At 77.3% G+C, this 22,386-nt stretch carries 19 protein-coding genes; 16 read left to right on the top strand and 3 right to left on the bottom strand.

Going from position 1 to position 22,386, the window contains the following annotated elements:
* Positions 1 to 495: a hypothetical protein gene (locus AC2TEW_RS09615; RefSeq protein WP_484622929.1), complete on the bottom strand. Its 495-nt coding sequence runs from the start codon at positions 493 to 495 to the stop codon at positions 1 to 3.
* Between the two features lie 224 nt (positions 496 to 719).
* The gene (locus AC2TEW_RS09610; protein ID WP_484622928.1) at positions 720 to 1,757 is read right to left on the bottom strand and encodes a helix-turn-helix transcriptional regulator; all 1,038 of its coding nucleotides are present in this window, start codon (positions 1,755 to 1,757) and stop codon (positions 720 to 722) included.
* 367 nt (positions 1,758 to 2,124) lie between these two features.
* Here AC2TEW_RS09610 and AC2TEW_RS09605 point away from each other — a divergent pair, with 367 nt between their 5' ends.
* From AC2TEW_RS09605 to AC2TEW_RS09530, 16 genes are all read left to right on the top strand, one after another.
* Positions 2,125 to 3,051: a serine/threonine-protein kinase gene (locus AC2TEW_RS09605; protein WP_484622927.1), complete on the top strand. Its 927-nt coding sequence runs from the start codon at positions 2,125 to 2,127 to the stop codon at positions 3,049 to 3,051.
* Positions 3,048 to 4,445 (top strand): radical SAM protein, encoded by a 1,398-nt coding sequence (locus tag AC2TEW_RS09600; RefSeq protein ID WP_484622926.1) that lies wholly within the window; start codon positions 3,048 to 3,050, stop codon positions 4,443 to 4,445. The genes AC2TEW_RS09605 and AC2TEW_RS09600 overlap by 4 nt, the downstream gene beginning before the upstream one ends.
* Positions 4,442 to 5,302 carry a S8 family serine peptidase gene (locus tag AC2TEW_RS09595; protein ID WP_484622925.1) on the top strand — a complete coding sequence of 287 codons (861 nt, stop codon included), beginning with the start codon at positions 4,442 to 4,444 and terminating at the stop codon, positions 5,300 to 5,302. Before AC2TEW_RS09600 ends, AC2TEW_RS09595 begins: the two co-directional genes overlap by 4 nt.
* Positions 5,299 to 5,889 carry a GAF domain-containing protein gene (locus AC2TEW_RS09590; RefSeq protein ID WP_484622924.1) on the top strand — a complete coding sequence of 197 codons (591 nt, stop codon included), beginning with the start codon at positions 5,299 to 5,301 and terminating at the stop codon, positions 5,887 to 5,889. The genes AC2TEW_RS09595 and AC2TEW_RS09590 overlap by 4 nt, the downstream gene beginning before the upstream one ends.
* A gap of 7 nt (positions 5,890 to 5,896) precedes the next feature.
* A complete protein-coding gene (locus AC2TEW_RS09585; protein ID WP_484622923.1) occupies positions 5,897 to 7,003 on the top strand; it encodes a radical SAM protein in 1,107 nt (368 codons plus the stop codon).
* Positions 7,000 to 8,022, top strand: a complete 1,023-nt coding sequence (locus tag AC2TEW_RS09580; RefSeq protein ID WP_484622922.1) for a hypothetical protein — start codon at positions 7,000 to 7,002, stop codon at positions 8,020 to 8,022. The genes AC2TEW_RS09585 and AC2TEW_RS09580 overlap by 4 nt, the downstream gene beginning before the upstream one ends.
* Entirely contained in the window at positions 8,004 to 8,870 is an 867-nt protein-coding gene (locus AC2TEW_RS09575) for an iron-containing redox enzyme family protein (RefSeq protein ID WP_484622921.1), read from the top strand. The genes AC2TEW_RS09580 and AC2TEW_RS09575 overlap by 19 nt, the downstream gene beginning before the upstream one ends.
* Positions 8,786 to 8,974, top strand: a complete 189-nt coding sequence (locus AC2TEW_RS09570) for an aroma-sacti cluster domain-containing protein (protein WP_484622920.1) — start codon at positions 8,786 to 8,788, stop codon at positions 8,972 to 8,974. Before AC2TEW_RS09575 ends, AC2TEW_RS09570 begins: the two co-directional genes overlap by 85 nt.
* Positions 8,971 to 12,213 (top strand): adenylate/guanylate cyclase domain-containing protein, encoded by a 3,243-nt coding sequence (locus AC2TEW_RS09565; protein ID WP_484622919.1) that lies wholly within the window; start codon positions 8,971 to 8,973, stop codon positions 12,211 to 12,213. The genes AC2TEW_RS09570 and AC2TEW_RS09565 overlap by 4 nt, the downstream gene beginning before the upstream one ends.
* 183 nt (positions 12,214 to 12,396) lie before the next feature.
* Positions 12,397 to 12,549 carry a hypothetical protein gene (locus tag AC2TEW_RS09560; RefSeq protein WP_158515557.1) on the top strand — a complete coding sequence of 51 codons (153 nt, stop codon included), beginning with the start codon at positions 12,397 to 12,399 and terminating at the stop codon, positions 12,547 to 12,549.
* Between the two features lie 166 nt (positions 12,550 to 12,715).
* Positions 12,716 to 16,213, top strand: a complete 3,498-nt coding sequence (locus AC2TEW_RS09555) for a lantibiotic dehydratase (protein ID WP_484622918.1) — start codon at positions 12,716 to 12,718, stop codon at positions 16,211 to 16,213.
* Positions 16,210 to 17,268, top strand: a complete 1,059-nt coding sequence (locus AC2TEW_RS09550; RefSeq protein WP_484622917.1) for a hypothetical protein — start codon at positions 16,210 to 16,212, stop codon at positions 17,266 to 17,268. The genes AC2TEW_RS09555 and AC2TEW_RS09550 overlap by 4 nt, the downstream gene beginning before the upstream one ends.
* Before the next feature lie 5 nt (positions 17,269 to 17,273).
* Positions 17,274 to 18,314, top strand: a complete 1,041-nt coding sequence (locus AC2TEW_RS09545; protein ID WP_484622916.1) for a JmjC domain-containing protein — start codon at positions 17,274 to 17,276, stop codon at positions 18,312 to 18,314.
* Positions 18,311 to 19,678 carry an MFS transporter gene (locus AC2TEW_RS09540; RefSeq protein ID WP_484622915.1) on the top strand — a complete coding sequence of 456 codons (1,368 nt, stop codon included), beginning with the start codon at positions 18,311 to 18,313 and terminating at the stop codon, positions 19,676 to 19,678. Before AC2TEW_RS09545 ends, AC2TEW_RS09540 begins: the two co-directional genes overlap by 4 nt.
* 144 nt (positions 19,679 to 19,822) lie before the next feature.
* Positions 19,823 to 20,056 carry a hypothetical protein gene (locus AC2TEW_RS09535; protein WP_484622914.1) on the top strand — a complete coding sequence of 78 codons (234 nt, stop codon included), beginning with the start codon at positions 19,823 to 19,825 and terminating at the stop codon, positions 20,054 to 20,056.
* A 111-nt stretch (positions 20,057 to 20,167) separates the two neighbouring features.
* The gene (locus tag AC2TEW_RS09530; protein ID WP_484622913.1) at positions 20,168 to 21,787 is read left to right on the top strand and encodes a purple acid phosphatase family protein; all 1,620 of its coding nucleotides are present in this window, start codon (positions 20,168 to 20,170) and stop codon (positions 21,785 to 21,787) included.
* A gap of 83 nt (positions 21,788 to 21,870) precedes the next feature.
* Here AC2TEW_RS09530 and AC2TEW_RS09525 read toward each other — a convergent pair whose 3' ends face one another.
* Positions 21,871 to 22,350, bottom strand: coding sequence for a peroxiredoxin (locus AC2TEW_RS09525; RefSeq protein WP_484622912.1), 480 nt, complete (start codon positions 22,348 to 22,350; stop codon positions 21,871 to 21,873).
* Positions 22,351 to 22,386: the final 36 nt, after the last annotated feature.

Below are 22,386 nucleotides of genomic sequence, written 5' to 3'. Positions count from 1 at the left end.
TCAGCCCGGCGGCGCGGGGCGGCGGCCGGCGCCGTCCGGCCAGACCACCTCGACCGGGATGCCGGCCCGGCGGGCGGCGGCGACCATGTGGGCGGTGCCGCCGCGGCCGTTGCCGGGCAGGCCGTCCCAGACCGCGACCAGCAGGTCGGCCCGGCGCAGCAGTTCGGTGTTGGCCGCTTCGTAGGCGTCGGCGTCCGGGGTGCCGAAGGGCAGGACGAGCACCTCGGCGGCGGCGTGCCGGAGCCGGTCGAACTCGGGGGCGTAGCCGGCGTCGACGCTGTCCCGGTAGGCGGGGGAGGGGATCACCGCGACCAGCGCTCCGCCGGCGGCCAGCACGGCGTCGGCGAACAGGGCGTCGGCGCCCGGGGCCAGGCAGGAGACGCCGGTGAGGGCGACGGCGGGGTGGCGGGCCAGCAGGCGGTCGAGGGCCGCGCGGACCAGGGGGACGGTCGGGTCGGTGAGGTGGAGATGGCCGGTCACCGCGATCACCGTCACTGGCACTCCTCCTGTCGGCTGACCGGATGCTACCGGCGGGCGGGGTGCCGAGGCGGGCGCAGTCCGCAATCGTCGCCGGACGACCGGAACGGACCGGTGGTGACCCGGCCGCCGCACCCCCGGCCCCGCGCCGCCCGTACGCCGCCGCGCCCGAGCCGCCCGTACGCCCCGGCGCCTGCGCGCGGCCCGGCCCGTACGCGCGGGCGCGCCGGCCGGGCCCGGTACTACGGCTGGGGTCCGGCGGTGGTGAGCCCGGCGCGTTCGGCGAGCACGCCGGCCTGGAACCGGCTGTCGGCCTGGAGGGTCTCCAGGATCTCGGCGATGTGCCGCCGGCAGGTCCGCAGCGAGACGCCGAGCCGGCGGGCGATCACCTCGTCCTTGGCGCCCTCGGCGAGCATCCGGACCACGGCCCGGTGGACGCCGTTGGCGAGCGGGCCTCCGGTGGCGGCGGGCCGGCGGCCGTGGCAGGGGACGGCGACGGCCCAGAGCAGGTCCAGGGCCTGGCAGAGGTGGGCGACCGCGCCGGGGTCGCGCAGCAGGACGGTGCCGGTGGCGCCGTCGGGCCCGCGGTGGGCCAGGAAGGCGGTGCTGCGGTCGATCACCGTGGCGGGCGCGGGCAGTTCGGGCAGGGCGCGGTAGGCGGCGCCGGCGGCGATCAGCCGGTCGATCCGCTCGCGCTGCGGGCCGGGTGCGGCGGGCGCGGACCGGCACAGGGTGCGCACCCGGGCGCCGCGGCCGAGGGCGGCGAACCCGGCGTCGCCGTCGGCGGCGGCGGGCAGGCCGCCGGGTGCGACGGTGAACAGTTCCTGCCGGCAGCGGGCGCTCTCCTCGGCGAGGACGGCCGCGGCGACCTCCGGGTCGGTGAGCAGTTCGACCGGATCGTGCCGGGCGGTGCCGTGCCGCGCGGAGCGGTAGCGGGGCATCAGGGCGCCGAACTCCTCGCGGATCGCCCGGACCCGTTCGGCGGTGCCGGCGATCTCCCGTTCGAGCGGTGCGATCACCCCGGCGGCGGCCAGTTCGGGGCTCATCGGCACCAGCTGGTCGGGCAGTTGCGGCGCCGGGCGGAGCAGCCGCAGCCGCAGCAGCACCTCGCAGGCCCGGTCGAACTGCTCGCGGTCGAGGTCCGGGGCCTCCTGGCCGGGGCGGGAGCGGTCGAGCCGGCCGTTGGCCAGCGCCAGGTCGAAGAGCCGGACGGCGGCGGTGTCGAGCCGCGGTACGGGATCGGGAGCCGTGGTGTCCGGCAAGGAGGTACCCCCGGTCATGGTTCGCTGCACGTTGGGGACATGCAGGTTGCTGCCAGATCCGCGCGCTGGACGCTCCGGCCGGATGGCCGCGAAACTGTCAAATGCTCTGATCTTCAACAGTTCTGACAGCTCGTCAGGGTAGCTCGTCGGACCGGCCCGGCTCGTGGGGGGAGCGGGCCTGCGCCAACATGCCACAGGGGGCAGCGCCCGGCCAGAGGGCCGGTGCGGCGACCGCAGTTTTCCGGACACCCGACCGGCCGGTCGGCCGGTCACCCCGGCCCGGTCCGCGCCCTCGATCCCGTACGGCCGCGGCCGACCGCCCGGCCCGCCCACCCTGCCGATCCGCCACCAGCGGACGGCACCCGACCCCGTGAAGGCCGCCCGTATGCCCTCTGCCCAGATCCTGGCACCCGACCCCGCCGAGCGGCTCGCCGTCCGGTCCGCGCTCTTCGACCGGCTGCGGCTCGCGGCCGGAGACCGGCTGGTCGTCGTTCTCGACCGCGGCCGGGCGGCCGAGGCGGCCTGGCTGGCGGCCACCGCCAGGGCCGGCGGGATCGCGGTCCGGCTGCTGGCGGGGGACGCCCGGAGCCCGGTACGGACCGGGCGGCGGGTCCTGGGCGCGCTGGCGGAGCTGCGCGGGGACGGGCCGCCGGCCCGGGAGGCGGTGTTCTTCCTGTGCGCCGAACCGCTGGACCACGCCGTGCTGCGGCTGCCGGCCACCCTGGTCGCGGTCCAGCTCCCGGTGTCGGACTGGGAGGACCCCGCGCTGCGGGCCGGCCGGCTGGCGCAGCTGCGGCAGCTGACCGCCGCCGCGCCGGCCGTGCTGGTCGCCACCGGCGGCGGCGCCGAACTGCGGCTGCGTCCCGCCGACGGCCGGCCGCCCCGGGTGGAGGACGGGCCCGCCGAGGCCGGGCGGGTCCGGCAACTGCCCGCCGGGCACCTGCACTGGCCGGCCGCGCAGGCCGACGGCGAATTCGTCGCGGACGGGCTGATCGCGATCAACCGGCCGACCAGGCTGGGCGGTTCGCTGCACGGGCGGCCGGTGTCGGTCCGGCTGGCGGCGGGCCGGGTGACGGCACTGAGCTGCGCCGACCCGGTCCTGCTCGGCCTGCTGGAACGGGCGGTGTCGGTGCACCGGCTGGACCGGCTGGCCGCCGTCCGGTGCCGTCCGACCGCCGGCCGGCCGCAGGTCACCCTGCGGCTGGTGGTCGACCCGGACCGCCCGTACTCGACGGCCTCGGCGGGGCTGCGCATCTCCCTGGGCGCGGCCGCGTCCTGGACACCGGAACCCGAGCACCGGGAGACACCGTGAGCGCACCGATGGTCCAGCCGCCCCCGGCCCTGGTCCCCAGCCGCTACCTGCTGGTCGGCGACCGGGCCTACCGCGACAGCGACGGGAGCGAGGCCTGGTTCGGGTACGCCACCCGCTCGGCCACCCTGATCCGGCTCGACCGGGCCGGCGCCCACGCGCTGCGCTCCGGCGACCCGGCGGCGCTGGCCGGCCTCGGCCCCGAGGAGCGCCGGCGGCTGGCCCGCCTGCACGCCCTGGTCGACCCGGCGGAGGACGAACTCGCCGCCGTGACCGGCGGGTTGCGCGAGGGTTCGGCGCGCGGCGCCACCCGCTCGGTGACCATCATGCCGACCGCCTACTGCAACATGGCGTGCAGCTACTGCGGCCAGGAGCACGTCAAGGCCGCCCACGACCGGCAGCGCTCCGACCGCACCGCCCGCCGGGTCGAGGCGATGCTCGCCGACCCCGCGGTGGACGCCGTCACGGTCACCTGGTTCGGCGGCGAGCCGCTGCTCGCCCTGCGGGTGATCCGGGAGCTGAGCGCCCGCTTCACCGCGGCCGCCGCCCGGCACGGCAAGACCTACACCGCCCGGATGGCCACCAACGGCAGCCTGCTCACCGCCCGGACCCTCGCCGGACTGCACGACGACTGCGCGCTCACCGAGATGGAACTGACCATCGACGGCCCCGAGGAGGTGCACGACCGGCGCCGGCTCACCCGCAACGGCCGCGGCAGCTTCCGGCGGACCGTCGCCGTGCTGGCCCGCACCCTGGACGAGGGCCTCGCCCCGGGCCTGCGGATCGGCATCCGGGTCAACATCGACCGGGACAACGAGGACTCGGTGACCGGCCTGCTCCACGACCTCGCCTGCCTGGGCCTGGCCCACCCGCAGGTCACCCTGCACCTGATCGCCGTGCACTCCTGGGGCAACGACGTCTCCGAGGTGGAGCTCGCCGCCCGCGCCTACGCCGCCCGGGAGGCCGACTGGCTGCGCACCGCCGAGGCGCTCGGCCTGCACTTCGGGCCGCTGCCCGCCGCGACCGTCCGCACCACCTGCACCGCCACCACCCGCTCCGGCGAGATCATCGACACCGGCGGCCGGGTCTACTCCTGCTCCGAGCACCCGCTGGTGCCCGGCGCCCGGGACACCGGGGTGGTCGCCGAGGTGGCCGAGCTGGCCGGCTCGGCCCGGCGCCCGGCCGGTGCCTTCGACGACTGGTACGACCAGGTGGGCGACGGCGGCGCGCAGTGCTCGCGCTGCCCGATCCTGCCGGTCTGCGGCGGGTCCTGTCCCAAGCTCTGGCGGGAGGGCCACCTGCCCTGCCCCAGCGTCAAGTTCAACTGGGCGCAGCGCATGGACCTGGCGGTCCGCCGGCGCGGGTACACCCCGCTGGACCCGGCGGCCGGCCGGTGAGCGGCGCCGCACCGGCGGCCCGCCGGACCATCCGCTTCGCGCACACCTCCGCCGGTGAGCCGTTCGACCCGGCCGCGCTCGCCGCCCCCGCACCCGTCAGCCGCGCCTGGGCCTGGGGCGGCGCGACCGGCCGCGGGGTGCGGGTCTGCATCGTCGACAGCGGTGTCACCGCCGGGCACCCGCAGATCGGCGAGGGGGTCCGGCAGCTGGCCGCCACCCGCGCGCCGGACCCGGCGGCCGACGGCACCCGCCCGTGGACCGTCGCCGAGGACACCGGCGGCGACGTGGCCGGCCACGGCACCGCCTGCGCCGGGATCGTCCGTTCGCTCGCCCCGGACTGCGAACTGACCAGCGTCCGGGTGCTCGGCGGCAACCTGCAGGGCAACGGCGACGCCCTGCTGACCGCCCTGGAGTGGGCGGTCGCCGAACGGTTCCCGCTGGTCAACGTCAGCCTCTCGACCCGCCGCGAGCACTTCAAGGAACGGCTGCACGACCTCGCCGACGAGGCCTGGTACGCGGGCGTCACCCTGATCTCCGCCGCCCACAACAGTCCGGTGGACAGCTACCCGTGGCGGTTCCCTTCGGTGATCTCGGTCGGCGCGCACGCGGTCGCCGACCCCGAGCGGGTGGAGTCCAACCCGCGGCCGCCGGTCGACTTCTTCGCGCTCGGCGTGGACGTCCCCGCGCCCTGGCTCGGCGGCGCCACCCGCCGGGTGTCCGGCAACAGCTTCGCCGCCCCGCACATCACCGGACTGTGCGCGCGCATCCTGCAGCGCCACCCGGGCTTCGGCACCCCGCAGTTGCGGCACGTGCTGGCGGCCACCGCCGACAACATCGCCCCGAGGAGACCGGAGTGACGTCCGACCAGCTCGACGAGATCCTGCGCTCCACCGTCCGGCTGGCCCGGCTCTCCTTCGCGGCCGCCGCCGCCTCGGTGTTCGTCCGCGACGAGGAGCACGGCACCCTGGTCTTCGAGGCCTCCTCCGGCGTCGGCGAGGACCGGCTGGTCGGCATCGCCATCCCCGGCGACCACGGCATCGCCGGGTGGGTCGCCAACACCGGCGAACCGATGGTGGTCCGCGGCGTCGCCGACGACGCCCGCTTCGACAAGGGCTTCGCCGAGAGCACCGGCCTGGTCCCCGACGTGATCATGGCCGTTCCGATGGAGCACCGCGGCGAGATCCTCGGCGTGCTGGAGGTCCTCGACCCCGAGGTCGACGGCGTCGGCGACCTGGACGCCATGGACCTGCTCACCGAACTCGCCAACCAGAGCGCCGCGGTGCTCGCCCTCAGCCTCGCCGAACGCCGCCGTCCCGCCGTCCCGCCCGGCGGCGACCCGCTCACCCGGATCGCCGCCGCGGCCCGGCAGGCCGACGGCAGCCGCGGCGAAGCCGTCCAGGCCCTGCTGGCGGCCGTCGCCGACCTCCTGCGGACCGACCGGTGACCGGGGGGTGACGGCGGTGCACCTGGCGGACCTCCTCACCCTCGGCGCCCGCCCGGCCGCCGGACTGCTGCTCTCCCTCACCGACCGCTGCCCGCTGGCCTGCGCCCACTGCTCCACCGACTCCACGATGGCCTCCGCGCAGTCGCCCGGCGGCCCGTTCCGCGCCCTGGTCTCCTCGTTCACGCCGGACTGCCGGCCCGAGCTGATCCTGATGTCCGGCGGCGAACCCCTGCTGCGGCCCGCCCTGGTCCGGGAGCTGACCGCCTCCGCCGCCACCGCCGGAACCGGCGCCGCCCTGCTCACCGGGATGTTCTTCGCCCGCGGCGGCGGCCGCCTGCCGCCGGCCGTCCGCCGGGCGGTGACCGGCCTCGCCCACCTCGCGGCCAGCCTGGACGCCGAACACGAACGCGAGGTCGGCCGCGCCGAGGTGTTCCGGGCCCTGGGCACCGCCCTCGACCACGTCCCGCACGCCAGCCTGCACCTGACCGCGGTACCGGACGCCGCCGGGTACGCGTACCTGGACGGTGTGATCGCCGACGTCCGGCGGCGGTTCGGCACCCGGGTGCCGATGCTGGTCGGCGCGGTCCGGCCGACCGGACGGGCCGCCCGCCGCGCGCCCGTACGCCCGCCGGCCGGCCAAGCTGCCACCGGGCCCTGCGAGTTCGCGCACTGGCCGGTGGTCGACCAGGGCGGCACGGTGTACGCCTGCACCCGGCAGAGCCTGCTGCGCGGCGGCCCGGCCCCCGCCCACCTGGTCCTCGGCCACGCCGCCCGCGACACCTGGCGCACCCTCAGCGGACGCTCCCTCGGCGACCCCCTGCTGCGCTCGGTCCGCACCCTCGGCCCGGTCACCACCCGCGAGCGGTACGGGCCGCCGCCCGCCGCCGACGGCTGCGCCGCCCGCCCCGGCGCCCCCGACCCCTGCGGCAGCTGCCTCGCCCTCGCCCCGGCCACCGCCGACACCACCGCCCGGCACCTCGCCACCCCCGGCGGCCGCGCCGTCGAACACACCGTGCTCGCCCTCGCCGCCGCCCGCCCACCGCACCGGCTCGCCGCCGCCCGCGGCGCCCTCGCCCGCTACGCCGACCTGGTCGAACTGGGGTGGACCGGATGAGACTCGACCAGCTCCTGGCCGCCCGCCGCACCCCCGGCGCCAGCGTGCTGCTCTACCTGACCGACCGCTGCCCGGTCGGCTGCGACCACTGCTCGGTCTCCGCCCGCCCCGACAGCCCCGGCCCCACCGACCTGGCCCTGCTCGGACGCCTGCTCGACGCGCTGGCCGCCCGCCCCGGCCTGCGCGCCGTCGCGGTCTCCGGCGGCGAACCCTTCGCCGAGCGCCGCGCCCTCACCCTCACCGCGGACCGCCTGCACGGCACCGGCCCGGCCCTGATCGCGTACACCGCGGGCCACTGGGCCGGACCCCGCACCCCCGCCTGGATCACCGCCCTGCTCGGCCGGCTCACCACCGTCGTCCTCGGCACCGACTCCCACCACCTGGCCCGGCTCGGCCCGCAGCGGCTGCGCCGCGCCGTCACCGCCGTCGCCGCCGCCGGAAGCCACCTGGTGCTCCAGGTGATCGACCTGCCCGGCCGCCTGGACGAGGCCCGCACCCTGCTCGCCGAGGAGCTCGGCCCCGACTGGCCGGCCCGCGCCGAACTGCACCCCACCCGGCCGCTGGCCACCGGCCGGGGCGCCGCGCTGTTCCCGGCACCCGCCCCGCGCCCGGTCGCGGCGTACGGCCCCTGCCTGCCCGCCAACGCGCCCACCGTGCGCTACGACGGCACCGTCACCGGCTGCTGCAACGAGGACGTGATCACCGGCGGCGGTCCCGCCGCACTGCGCCGGGCCGCCACCGACGCCGCCTCGCTCACCGCCGCCCTCGACCACTTCGGCCGCGACCCGCTGCTGCGGATCCTCGCCGCCACCGGCCCCGCCGCCCTCGCCCCGCTGCCCGGCTTCACCGCCCTCACCCGCACCGGCCACCGCACCGTCTGCGACGCCTGCTGGACCGCCCACCGCACGGCCGCGGCCGAACCCCGCACGGCGGCCCTGCTCACCCTGCTCACCCCGGCGCCACCGACGACGAGCACCCCCGACGGCGAGGAGGCGGCCCGATGCCGAAGCCACCCCTGACACCCGGCGCGACGCCCGGCCACGGGGCGGCCGGACCGCCGTCCCCGACGGCCGTACCGCCGCTCCGGGCGGGTGAACGGCTGCGGCTGCTGCTCGACCGGCTGGCGCCCGGGCTGGCGGCCGCCGCCGGCGGGCTGTGGGCCGACGGCCCGGCCTGGGACGGCGCCGGCGGGGCCGACCGCTACCGGGCCTGGCTGCGCACCGCCCACCAGGTGATCCGCGCCACCACCCCTCTCCTCGCCGACGCCGCCCAGGAGTGCCTGCGCCGCCCGGACCCGCTGAGTGCCCGGCTGGCGCCGTACTTCGCCGTCCAACTGGCCGAGGAGCACGGCCACGACCACTGGCTGCTCGCCGACTACGCCGCCACCGGCGCCGACCCCGCCGACCTGACCGCCGCCCAGCCCCCGCCCGCCGTCGCCCGGTTCGCGGGCGCCCCGGCGTACTGGATCCGGCACACCCATCCGCTCGCGCTGCTCGGCCACATCGCGCTGCTGGAGTGGTACCCGCCGCCGGCCGCGGCCGCCGCCCGGCTGGCCGCCCGGACCGGCCTGCCCGCCGCCGCCTTCCGCACCCTCACCGCGCACGCCGACCTGGACACCGCCCACGGCGGCGACCTGCGCGCCCTGCTCGACTCCCTGCAGCTGACCCCGGCCCAGCACCGGCTGCTGCTCACCGCCGCCGCCACCAGCGCGGCCGGCCTCGCCGACGTCCTCGCCCCGCTGCTCCCGGCCGCCGGACCGGGCCGACACCCCACGGAGGAATCATGGCCGACCAGCACCGGCTCACCGAGCTCGGCTTCGACCTGGACTACGCGAGCGACGAGCAGTTGGCCGTCCTCGACACCCTGACCGAGGAGGAGATCCAACTGCTGCTCGACGTCAAGCGGCGGCTGGACGCGGTCGGCGCCGACGTCGAGGGCCACGGGATCGAGGGCGGTGCCCTGCTGTGGTGAGCAGCCCCGACCCGGCGCCGCCGCCCACCGCCTGTCCGGGCTGCGGCACGGTCAACCCGCCGGTGGCGCGGTTCTGCATGGCCTGCGGCACCCCGACCGCCCAGCCGGCCGCCGCCGCACCGAGCGGCCTGCGGTTCGTCACCGTGACCTTCTGCGACATCTCCGGCTCCACCCGGCTCGCCACCAGCCTCAGCCCCGAACTCTGGCACCGCGTGCTGGGCCGCTACTTCGCGACCATGCGCGGCGCCGTCGAGGACCACGGCGGGCGGGTGGAGAAGTTCATCGGCGACGCCGTGGTCGGGGTCTTCGGCGCCGACCACCCGGCCGACGACGACGCCGTCCGCGCCGTGCACGCCACCCACGAGGCGCTGCGGCGGCTCGCCGGCGGCCAGGACGGCGGGGTCGAGCTCTCCGTCCGGTTCGGCATCGCCTCCGGCCAGGTGGTCCTGGCCGACCGGGACTCCTCCTTCGCCATCGGCGCCGTGATGAACCGCGCCGCCCGCCTCCAGGCGGCCGCCCCGCCCGAGGGCGCCCTGGCCGACGTCCGCACCTGGCTGCTGATCCGCGACCAGGTGCGCTGCACGGCGGTCGACCCGGTCGCCGCCAAGGGCTTCGACACCGCCCTGCAGGCCTGGATCCCCGAACCCGGCGCCCGGCCCGCCGCCGCCCGGCCGCCCTTCGTCAACCAGCGTCCACTGCTCGCGGACCTCACCGCCGCCCTCGCCGCCGCGCTGCGCCGCCCGGGCGGCTCGCTGCTCGCCGTGAACGGCGAACCCGGCAGCGGAAAGACCTCCGTACTACGGCAGTTGGCGCACGGACCGGCGGCCGCGGGCGCGCTGGTGGTCCGGCTGGACTGTGCCCGCGACGACCACGCCCAGGGGCGCGCCCGGCTGCTGGAACTGGACACCGCACTGGCGGCCGCGACGCCCGGCACCGCAATGTCCGGCGCCGCAATGTCCGGCGCCGTGACGCCCGCCGGATCCGCAGCGTCCGCAGCGTCCGCAGTGTCCGCAGTGTCCGCAGCGGGCAACGGGATCGCCGGGTCCACCGCCGAACTGGGCTGGCGGATCGGCCGCCGCCTTGCCCGGCTCAGCGCCCGGCGACCGCTGCTGCTGCTGATCGACAACGTCCAGTGGGCACCCGCGGAACTGCTCGAGGTGATCGACGGCGTTCCGGACGCCGGGGAGGTCGCAGGCGGTCACGCCGTGCCGGACGGCCACGGCCCGGTGGTCCTCGTGCTGGCCGGCCGTGACCTGCCCGCCGGGCTGCGGTGGCGGCCCACCGTCTTCGGCGTACCGGCGCTGTCCGCCGAGCACGGCCACCGGCTGCTCGGCCTGCTGCGCCCGGCCACCCCCGCCGACGGCGACCTGGAACTGCACTACACGGCCGCCTCCGCCGCGCTGGTGGCCCGCAGCGGCGGCAATCCGCTCTTCCTCGAACAGCTCGCCGCACTGTCCGCCGACGGCATCGAGGACCTGGTCGCCCCTTCGGCCAGTGCCGCGCTCGGCGCCCGGATCGAGCGGCTCGGCCACCCCGCCCGCCGGGTCCTGGGCTGCATCGGCGCCTGGGGCACCGCTGTCGGCACCCGCGAGCTGTCCGCCACGGCCGGCCTGGAACCCGCCGAACTCGCCGAAGCCATCGCCGAATTGGAGCACCGCCAACTCGCAGCCGGGCGGCCCGGCGAGGACGGCAGGCTGCGCTTCGACTGCCGCAGCCCCGCCCAGGTGGCGTACGCCCACCTGGCGCTCGCCGACCGGGCCGAGCTGCACACCGCGGTGGCCGGCCTGCTCCGCGGGCAGGCGGCCACCGCCCCCGGCGCCCTGGAACAGGCCGCCGTGCACGCCGAACGGGCCCTGGAGTGCGAACGGGAACTGCGCCCCGGCTCACCCCAGCAGGCCCGCGCGGCCGAACTCGCGGCCGGCTGCCTGGTCGCCGCGGCCCGCCGGGCGGTCGGCCGCTCCGACGTCCGGCGCGCGGTCGAACTCGCCACCCGCGCACGCGAGTCGGCGGCCGACCCGGCCCTGCAACTGGAGGCGGCGGCGATCGAGAGCTACGCCCTGGCCGCCTGCGGCCGGACCGCGGACGCACTCGAGCTGATCGACCGCACCGCCCACCACCTCGCGTCCACCGCAGGCCCGTCCGGTGCGGGCCTGTCCGGTGAAGGCCGGTTCGGTGCGGACCTGTCCGGTAAAGGCCTGTCCACCGCCGAGCCGTCCGGCGAAGGCCCGTTCGGCGCCGGCCCGTTCGCCGCAGGTCGGTCCGCCGCAGGCGAGCCCGCCGCCGGCCCGTCCGGCGGCAACCCGGCCGCCGTCTTCCAGCTCCGCGCCAACGAGCTGGCGCTGCGCCCGGCCGGCCCGGACGCCGTACGGGCCGCCCGCCGGCTCGCCGAACAGGCCGGGGACCACGCCTCCCGGGCCCGGCTGCTGCTGCTCGAAGGACTCGCCGCGATCGGCGCCGGCGACTACCGGCTGGGCGAGCGGCTGCTCGACGCCGCGTACGGCGGGATCCGCTCGGCGGGGGCCGGGCTCGGGACCGCCGAGGTCCACGCCAACCTGGCGCTCTGCCTGGCCTTCGGGGACAGCCCGGTGCGGGACGCGCTCGCCCGCTGCGAGGAACTGCGGCGGGCCACCGCCGACGCCCCGGCGCTGCACGCCCTGGTCGGCTGCTCGGCCGCGCTGCTGCACGCTTTCGGCGGAGCCGCCGAGCCCGCCCGGGACCTGCTGGAGCAGGCCCGGGAGGTGTTCACCGGGATCGGCAACCGGGCCGCGCTGGCCGGGCTGTTCCAGTTCCGCAGCGCCGTCGAGGAGTGGGCCGGCGACCCGGCCGGGGCCGCGCACTGGCAGCGGGCCGCCGCCGACTGCTGCACCGAGGCCGGCGCCGGAGCGGCGGCCGCGCGCTGCCTGGCCTCCGCCTGGCTGCTCGATCAGCAAGGCCCGGCCCCCGCCGGGGACCCGCCACCGCCCGGGGCGGGCTGGGAGGCCCGGGTGCTGCACCAGCAGGTGGAGGCCGTCCGGCTGGCCGCCCGGGGGGACCCGGCGGCGCGCGGCCCGATCGAACGGTCGCTGGCGGAGCTGGACACCGTCCGCGGCGCCGGCGCGCTGCTGCTGCCGCTGACCGCCGCCCTGCGGATCGCCCGCGCCGCACCCGGCTGCCCGGACCTCGCCGAGCGGGCCGGACAGGCCCTGGCCGCCGCCCGGGCCGCCAAACTGACCGGCCCCGAGCCGCCCGGAACGCCCTGAGCGAAATACCTTCGGCAGTTTCACCGAAAGTTCCGAGCGGCAATTCTGCCTGCCATTTTTCCGGTATCTCCGGTGTTTTTCGAATGTTGTCGCGAGTGTTGACGGCCGTCCGCCCGTTGAGAAGAATTCGAAAAGGCCGCACAAGCGCGCCCGAGGCACCGTCAAGAACCCATGGGAGGGCTCATGTCGAACGAATTCGAGAAGAACGAGGCCGAGGAGCTGGCCGCCGCCGCCCGCGAGGCGGAGCTGGCCGAGAGCGACGTCGAGGGCCACGCGGCCGACGTCGAGGACGAGGCCGGCTTCACGAACATCAACTTCGGCTGCTCGGCCAACTGACACCCGGCCGGAGCCGGACCCCCCTTGCCGACGGTCGATCAGGTGCCGCCGGCAAGGTGCGGGCCGCCATCCGTACGGGCGTCCCGGGGCCCGCATGCGTGATTTCCCGGCGAACATCCGGCGGCCCTCGGCGCCGGATCCCATCCAGCGGCGCGGGGAGGGCCGAATGACCGATCGGAGCCGACCCGGAATTCCCCGGTACCGGGCCGCCGACGTGGCCGTGCTGCGCATTCCGGCGCTGCCCGCCGACGGTTACACCGGCCTGCTCGCCGCCTGTCGGCCGGACGACCCCGACTGGCCCGCCACCCACCGCGCCCTGCTCGCCGAAGCCTGGCGCACCCCGCTGCTCGCCGCCGCCGTCGAACACTCCGCGCCCGACCTGGCCCGCGCGCTCGCCGAGGCCGGCGGCCCCGACGGGCCGAGGACGGCGCTCGCGCTGGACCGCTGCCTGAACCGGCTGAGCACCCGGCCCACCCCGTACGGGCTGGCCGCCGCGGTCACCGCGGTCCCCGTCGCCCGCGCCGGCCGGCCCACCGGAACCGACCGCGGCGGCGACCTGCTGCGGCTGTCCGGCCCGGCCCGCCCGGTCGCCCGCCCCGACGCCGCCGCACCCGACGCCACCGCACCCGACGCGGCGTCATCGTCCCGCCCCGCACTCGGCGACCAGGACACGGTGGTCGTCTCCGACCTCGTGCACCTCCTCGACGGCCACCCCTGGCGGGAGCCCGCCGGACGCGGCGCCGCGCACTGGCTGCGCGGCAGCGAACCGGTCCGCACCGTGCTGCGGGCCGCCGCCCGACCCGTCCCGGTCGCCCGGCTGCTCGCCGAACTCACCGGCCACCCGGGCCCGGTGGCCGGGGCCTCCGACCCGGCCGGGGCCTCTGCCGCGGACGAACCTGCCGTGAGCGAACCTGGCGTGAGCGACCCCGCGGTGAGCGAACCCGCCGGGGTGGCGGCGGCCCGGCGACTGGTCCGCGACCTGGTCAGACTGGGCTTCCTGCGCCCCGCCGGGCCCGGCCCCGGTGCCCCCGCACCACTGCTCGGCCTGTGCGAGCAGCTGAACGCCCCCACCGACCCCGCCGACCCCGCCGAGGCGCTCACCCGGCTGCTGCCCGTCCTGCGGTCCCGGCCCCGCCCCGCCCTCCACCTGGACAGCGTGGCCCGCCCGGCCCCCGGCTCCGCCCTCGACCCGCAGGCGGCCCGGTTCGCCGAACAGGCCGCCGGGCTGCTCGCCCTGGTCGGCCGGGGCAGCCGCTACCCCCGCTACCTGGCCCGCGCCGCGGCCGCGTTCCTCGACCACTTCGGCGCGCACGCCCGGGTACCGGCCCTCGCCGCCGTCCACACCCTCACCGACCTGCGGGTCCTGGACAGCGGCCCGGCCCCCGGCCCCGACGGCCGCGACACGCTGCTCGCCGCCCTGGTCGCCCGGGCCCTCGCCGACCGCGACCCGGTCCGCGAACTCGACGACGCACTGCTCGCCCGCCTCGCCCCCGACCACCCGATCGACCGGCTGCGCCCGGCCCTGCCGGCGGCCGACATCTGCCTGCGGCTCGGCCGCGGCCCGGACGGCCGGATCCGGGCAGCGCTCAGCGGCCCGGGCGCCGTACCGGCGGGGGTGGCCTACGGCCGGGTGTCCGACCTGCTGGACCCGGCGGCCCGCGCCGCGCTGCGGGCCGCCCGCGCCGCCGAGGAGGCCGCCGCCCCGCACCACCGGTTCGTCGAACTGGGCTACCGCCCCGAGCGCCGCGCCGCCGCCAACGTGGCCGCCCGCGAACCCTGGCGCTCGCGCCACCTGCCCGTCGACGTCCCGGCCCAGGGGGAGAGCCTGCCGCTCGCCGAGGTGTCGGTCGGCGTCCGGGACGGCCGGTTCGAGCTGTACGAGGCCGCCACCGGCGGCCTGCTGCACCTCACCCAGGCCTCGGCCCTGGACCTGCGGCTCGCCCCGCCGGTCTGCCGCTTCCTGCTGGACGCCTCCGCCAACCAGTTCCGCCACCCCGCGCCGTTCGACTGGGGACCCACGGGGCAGGGCCCGTTCCGGCCCCGGCTGGAGCGCGACGGACTCGTCCTCGCCCCGGCGGCCTGGCGTCCCGGCCGCGACGATCTCGGCGACTGCTCGGCGAAGCAGGTCCGCGGCTGGGCGGAGCGCTGGCTCGTCCCGCGCCACGTCCACCTGGTGCAGGCCGGGCGCCACCTGCTGCTCGACCTGGCCAGCGCGGTCTCGCTCGCCCACCTGCGGCACGCCCTCGACCGCGCCGACGACACCGGACTGCTGCTGGAGGAGGCCGCCCCGGACCCCGCCCACGGACCGGTCGCGGCGGCGGACGGCGGACGGCACCTCCTCGAGGCGGTGATCCCGGTCGTCCTGACGACCCTCGCACCCTCGCCCGACCCCCGGCCCGCGCGGCCACCCGCGACCGCGACCCGTACCGGGCCGCCGCCCGACCCCGCGTCAGCGGCCGTACCCGGCCCCTCGCCGATGCCGATGCCGATGCCGATGCCGACGCCGACGCCGACGCCGACGCCGACGCCGGGGCCCGCGGCCGGGGCGGGGGCTGCACCGCGCTCCGACTCCGCGTGCGGACCGCCCCCGGCCGCCGGCTCCGCGCCCGGGCGCCCCCGGACCTCGGCCGTGCCGCCCACCGCCGCCGCCGCCGCCGCGCCGGCGCCGGGGGCCGGGTCCCGGGCCGGGGAGGCCGCGCCCGGCTGGCTCTCGCTCCACCTCTACCTGCGCGGTCCCTGGCAGGACGCCCTGGTGGCCGATCTGGCGGCCCGTCGGGCCGAGCTCGGGCGGCCCGGCGGCGGGCTGTTCTTCCTCCGGTACGCCGATCCGCTCGAACACCTGCGGATCAGGGTCCGGTACCGGCCCGGCCTGCTGGAGGAGCTGCTGGACTGGGCCCGGGGGTCCGCCGGGCGGCTGCCCGTGCACGAGGTGGCGGTCCGCGCCTACCGGCCGGAGGCCGACCGCTACGGCGGCCCCGCGCTGATCGGGGCCGCCGAGCGGCTGTTCTGCGCGGACTCGGCGGCCGTCGCCGGTCTGCTCGCCGGTCCGCCGCCGGGCGGGCTGCCCCGCGCCGTGGCGGCGGCGCTGAGCCTGGACCGGTACGCGGCGCTGCTGGTCCCCGACCCGGCCGAGCGGCGGCTGCTGGCCGTGCGGTCGGCCGACTCCCGGGCCGGGTCCCAGGAACACCGGCGCCACGGGCGGGAGTTGTGGCGGCTCAGAGCCGACCCGGAGGGTCCGGCGGATCCTGCCGCCGGGTACTGGGCCGCGCCCGCCGCCGAGTACCGGCGCCTGCTCGCGGAGCACTGGCCGGGGCCCGCCGGGGCGGACCGCCGCCACCACGCGGTGGCCTCCCTGCTCCATCTGCACGCCAACCGGCTCGGCCTGGACCGGGTCCGCGAGCGCACCGCCCTCGGGCTGTGGCGGCGGCTCCTGGAACGCGAGGCCCGTACCACCGGGACCCCCGCCGCGCCGCCCGAGCCCGACGGCCCCACCGCGTCCGACGGTCCCACCGCGTCCGACGGCCCCACCGAGCCCGACGGCCCCACCGAGCCCGACCGTCCTACCGAGCCCGACCTGCCCACCGCACCCGACCTGCCCGTCCCGCCCCATCCGGCCGGCGATCCGCCGCGCCGGTCGGAGCCCGCGAAGGAGGACGTACCGTGACAGCACCGGCACCGAACTGGCTGGGCTTCCTCGCCGACGAGGAGCGCGTCCCGCAGGACGAGACCGCCGCCGTGGCGCGCGCCCGGGACCTGCTGGACCGCCCGGCCGGCGACGACCCCGAGCCGCTGTTCGTGGCGGCCAACCTGGTGGCCCTGGTGCACTTCCGGCTCGGCCGCCCCGACCGGGCCCGCGCCCTGTGCCGCGCCGAGATCGCCTACGCCCGCAGCCGGGTCCGCACCGACGGCGGGACACCGGCCAGGCTGGCCGCGTTCGCCCTGCAGCCGCAGGTCAACCTGGTCCGGATCGAGGGCTACGCGGGGGACCTCGACCGGGCGCTGGCGGGGCTGGCCGCCCTGGAGCGGATCGCCGACGGCGAGCGGGCGCACACCGAGGACGTCGACTGGTGGCCCGAGGACGTGGCCGCCGACCCGGCGCTGGCCCGTCAGGTCCGGGCGCTGGCCCGCAACATCCGGGTCAGCGACACCTGCAAGATCCTGCACCGCCGGGGCCGGGCCGACCTGCTGGCGGGCGCCGCCGCCCGGCTGACCGCACGCTGGCCCGCCCTGGCGTCCCAGGGCGTCCAGCACGCCGCCGAGGCCCCCTGGCTGCTGGGCGCCGACGCGGCCGGGGCGCCGGGCCCGGACGCCCTGGCCGACCCCGACCCGATGGCCCGGCGCCTCGCGGTGGTCCGGACCCTGCACCTGGCCGCGCACGCGGCCGGCCGCGGGCAGCACGAACGGGCCCTCGACCTGACGGGCCCGCTGGTGGAGACGGTCGGCGGACTGCCCGGCCCCTGGGCGTCGCCCCTGACCGTGCCGCGCTGGTGGGCGGTGCTCGGCGCGACCCTGCAGCGGGCCGGCCGCGAGCAGCAGGGCCGGATCCTGCTGCGGGCCGCGCTGGCCGAGGCCCGCGGGGACGCCCCGCTGGTGCGCGGGGCGCTGCTGCGGCTCGGCGAACCGGCCCCGCCCCGCACCCATGACCTGGCCCGGCTCCCCGAGGTGACCCGGCAGCTGCACCTGGCGCTGGCACCGGTCCGCAGCCGGGCGGGGGTGTGAGCGCGATGGCCGGCAGCCTGGCCCGGCTGGTCGGTACGGCCGACCGGCTGGAGAGCGACTGGGAGAGCCGCCCGTTCGTCGCGGTCGCGCTCGGCTCGTTCTCCGACGTGTTCGACGCGCGGACGGCGGAGCGGCTGATCCACACCACCGGTCTGCCGCTGCCCTCGGTACGGCTGTTCCGGGACGGCGAGGAGCTGCCCGCCGCCCGGGTCGGGCGGAGCCGGGAGCGGACGGCCGGGCGCCGGGAGCCCCTGGTGGACGGCCGCGCGGTGGAACGCGAGGTCGCCGCCGGGGCCACCCTGGTGCTGGAGGAGCTGCAGACGTACTGCCCCCAGGTCGCCGCCTTCTGCCGGGAGTTGACCGCCGAGACCGGTTTCGCCACCTACTGCGCGGGCTTCCTCACCCCGGCCGGCGCGCGCGGCGTCGCCCCGCACTACGACACCGCCGGCGTGCTGGTGCGCCAGGTGCACGGCTCCAAGCGCTGGCGGGTGTCGGCCCCCACCGAACGCTGGCCGGTCCGCGAGTGGTCGCCCACCCGGCCGGGCCCGGAGCCCGAGCCGCTGCTGGACGTGGTGCTGCACGCGGGCGAGTGCCTGTACATCCCGCGCGGGTTCGTCCACGTCGGCGACGCCACCGAGGAGGCCTCGGTGCACCTGTCGGTGGCGCTGCGCCCCGTCACCTGGGGGGCGGTGTTCCGTCCGCTGGTCGAACGGGCGCTGGCCGCCGAGGAGTTGCGCGAGTGCCTGCCGTACGGCTTCCACCGGCTCGACCCGGGCGGCTTCGAGGAACTGCTCGCGGCCAGGGCGGCGGCGCTGGCCGGCCGGCTGGCGGCCGAGCTCGCCGGGACCGACGCCAAGGAGGTCTCGGCCCGGCTCCGCCCGGAGCGTACGGAGACCGCGCCGACCGGCGGCGGGTCACTGCTGCGCGCGCTCACCCACTCGGGCCCGTCCCGCCCGGCCCCGCACCACCGGACACCACCGCACCCGGCCCGGCAGCACCACGTCCGCAGCGACCCCGCACCGCACCGCCCTCGGGAGACGAGATGACCGACACCGTGCCCGCCGAGGCACCGCCGCAGCCGGCCGCCGGCCTGCGCCACAACCGCAACTGGCACCGGCTCTGGCTCGGCCAGGCGGTCTCGGTGGTCGGCGACTTCGTGTTCGACACCACCGTGCTGCTGTGGGTCGGCACGGTGATCGCCAAGGGCCAGAGCTGGGCCCCGGCCGCGGTCAGCGGCGTCCTGCTGGCGGCCGCCCTGCCGACCCTGCTGGTCGGCCCGGTCGCCGGGGTGTTCGTGGACCGCTGGGACCGCCGCCGCCTGATGCTGGCGACCGACGCGCTGCGCGCCGTGGTGATCCTGGCACTGCTGCTGGTGCCGCTGGCGGGCGACCGGATCCCGGCCTGGCTCGCCCTCGCGCTGGTCTACCTGGCGGTGGCGGTCTGCGCGGGCGCCGGGCAGTTCTTCAACCCGGCCCGGCTCGCGGTGATCGGCGCGGCCATCCCCAAGGCGGACCGCACCCGGGCGTTCGGACTGTCCTCGGCCACCGGCAGCGCGGCCGGGATCGTCGGGCCGCCGCTGGCCGCGCCGCTGCTGTTCGCGGCCGGGGTGCAGTGGGCGCTGGTGGCCAACGCGCTGTCGTTCGTGCTGTCGTTCCTGCTGATCAGGTCGCTGATGGTGGCGCCGACCGAACGCCCGGCCGACCGGGGCCCGTCCACCTTCCGGGCCGACTTCCGCGAGGGCGTCAGCTTCTTCGTGCACAACCGCGTCCTGATGGCGCTGCTCGGCTCGGTCTGCGTCTACACCCTGGGGGTCGGCGCGCTCAACGTGCTGGACGTCTTCTTCGTCACCGACAACCTGCACTCCGCCGCCTCCTGGCTGGGCACCCTGGGTGCGGCGTTCGCGGTCGGCACCCTGCTCGGCGGGCTGCTGGCGGGTGCGGTCGCCGGCCGGATGGGCGACCACCGGATCTACTGGCTCTGCCTGGTGGCGACCGGCGCGGGGGTGGTGCTCTACTCGCGGCTCACCGCGCTGCCGCTCGCGGTGGTGGTGATCGCGCTGATCGGCGTGCCGGTCGGCGCCGTCAACGTGGTGGTCGGCCCGCTGCTGCTCGGGGTCACCCCGCAGCACCTGCTGGGCCGGGTGGTCACCGTGATCGGGCCGGTGCAGCAGCTGGCCGCGATCTCCACCATGGCGCTGGCGGGCTTCCTGGCCAGCACCGCGCTGCGCGGCCTGGACCTGCGGGTCGCGGGCGTGCACTTCGGACGCATCGACACCATCCTCGCGGTGGGCGGACTGTTCATGGTGGCCGGCGGGGTCTGGGCCGCCCGCCGCCTGCGGCCGGCCGAACCGGAGGCCTCCCAGGCGGAGCAGGAACAGGAGCCGGGGACGGCGGCCGCCGGGACGGCCTGACGCCGGACACCGAGGCCCGCCGTCCGGTCCCGGTGCGCCGTTCTCCGTTATCGGGCCGCGGCCCGCGGGTCTCCGTGGGCGTGGACAGCAACCCCGACCTCCGCAGCGTGCAGGGCCCCGGCCGTCCGGTCGGAGGTGAGCGGCGTGCGCGATGAACGCGTCTCCTTCGAACGGCACCCCAGGGACGGCGAACTGGCCCGGGACACCAGTACCGGACGGGTCGGCAGGATCGTCTGCCAGGAGGTCCACACCGACCGCTGGACCGAGCGGGTCACCCGGCGGCTGGTCCACCTGCGGCCGGTCGGCGGGGGCATCGAGTGGACGGCGGACCCCACGGCGCTACGGCCCGTCACCATGCCGCCCGGTCACGGTGGGTGACCGCGCTTTGCGAACACATGGACAAATCTTGCGGTCCGTCAGACCCGCCGGTAGTCGCTCGTTCACCGAATGTCCGTGTACCTGCCATCGCGCGCTGGGAACGTCTCAGCCATGGATATCCCTCGCATGGGCGTGCCCGAGAAGCTCGCCGACCGCATGAGCATGGCCGAGCAGCACGAGTACCTGCGCAGCACGTTCTCCCGCCGCAAGCTGCTGCGCTCCAGCGCGGTCACGGTCGGTGCGCTGGCCGTCGGCGGCGCGCTGGGCTCCGGCACCGCGTACGCCGACCCGGCGGCGCCGGGCCGCAGTGTCACGGACGGCATCGACGGTGCGCTGGTCGCGCCGGTCGGCCGCCACCTCGCCTTCGGTGCCGAGCCGGACCGCCAGATCCGGATCTCCTGGCAGGTGCCGGCCGCGGTGAAGAAGCCGTTCCTGCGCTACGGCAAGCACCCGTGGGACCTCAGCCACAAGGTCGAGGCGGAGGTGCGGGCGCTGCACACCCCCGCGCTCACCCCGACCGGCCAGGCCGTCGACCAGTACTACCTGCACGTCAAGCTGGACCACCTGGACTCCGACACCACCTACTACTACGGCGTCGGCCACCAGGGCTTCGACCCGGCCTCGCACCAGGCGATCTCGACCCTGAGCACCTTCCGCACCGCCCCGGAGCGCTCCTGGCGCTGGGGCCGCCCGTTCGCGCCGTTCACCTTCACCGCCTTCGGCGACCAGGGTGTCAGCGCCCACGCGGCCGGCAACGACCACATCATCCTGGCCCAGAAGCCGTCGTTCCACCTGCACGCCGGCGACATCTGCTACGCCGACCCGGCCGGCTCCGGCCAGGACTCCGACAAGTCCGTCTACAACGCCCTCACCTGGGACGCCTTCCTGGCCCAGACCGAGACGGTCTCCTCGAAGGTCCCGTGGATGGTCTCCTACGGCAACCACGACATGGAGGCCTGGTACTCGCACAACGGCTACGGCGGCGAGAACTCCCGCTTCTTCCTGCCGGAGAACGGCCCGGACCCGCGCATCGCCCCCGGCGTCTACTCCTTCAAGTACGGCAACGTCGGCGTCATCTCGCTGGACGCCAACGACGTCTCCTACGAGATCCCCGCCAACCTCGGCATCACCGCGGGCAAGCAGACCAGCTGGCTGGACCGCAAGCTGCACGAGCTGCGCCAGGACGACACGGTCGACTTCATCGTGGTCTTCTTCCACCACTGCGCCTTCTCCACCACCCACCAGCACGCCTCCGAGGGCGGGGTGCGCGAGGCCTGGGTGCCGCTGTTCGAGAAGTACCGGGTGGACCTGGTGATCAACGGCCACAACCACGTCTACGAGCGCACCGACGCGATCCTCGGCAACAAGGTCTCCAAGGCGGTGCCCAGCGGCGCCACCGTCGAGCCCGCCAAGGACGGCGTGGTGTACGTGACGGCGGGCGCGGCAGGCCGCAGCCTGTACTCCTTCGACGCCCCCGACACCTACGAGGGCCACGAGCACCGGGTCGACTCGGTCGACACCTACCACTTCGCCAAGGGCGGCGTGAAGGTCACCGAGACCGTCGAGTGGTCGCGGGTCCGCTACACCGGCTACTCGTTCATCAAGGTCGACGTCGCCCCGGCGCACCCGGGCCGCACCGCGACCATGAAGGTCACCGCGCTGGCCGAGGACGGCACGCAGGTCGACCACTACACCATCGCCCGCAAGGCGGGGGAGTGCTGGGGCCGCTGACCCCACGGCCGGAGCCCGGGCACCGCCTCCCGTACGGGGGTGCGGCGCCCGGGCTCCGGTGTGTCCGGGGCGGGCCCGCCGGTTCAGCCGAGCGCGGCCAGCTGGTCGGCGAGGGTGTCGCTGTGCTGGAAGGTCAGCCCCATCAGTGCCACGTGCTTCCAGCGCAGGGTGCCGTCGCCGTCCAGGATGAAGACCGACCGGCGCAGCCCGAGCCCGGGCACGGCGATGCCGAAGGCGGTGGCCACCGCGCGGTCGGTGTCGGCCAGCAGCGGGAACGCCAGCCGGTACTTGCGGGCGAAGGCCTCGTGGCTGTCCAGCCCCTGCGGGCTGATGCCCCACACGGTGGCGCCCAGGCCCTTGAAGCGGTCCAGGTCGGAGGTGTACGAGCAGAGCTGCTTGGTGCATACGGCGGTGTCGTCGCCGGGGTAGAAGACCAGCACCAGCGGGCCGCCCTTGGCCTCGCTCAGCCGGTAGTCGCGGCGCTCGGCGGTGTCCCCGGCGAGCAGCAGCCCGGGCAGGGTGAACTCGGGTACGGCGGAACCGATCTCGGGCTGCTTGGCCATCTGGCGTCCTTCGTGGTGGGCGGTCGGGGGCTGTCC

This window comes from Kitasatospora sp. NEAU-CNBT7, from assembly GCF_057220535.1.
Note: the sequence above shows the minus strand (reverse complement) of the source record. Positions and strands in the feature narration are given on the sequence as shown.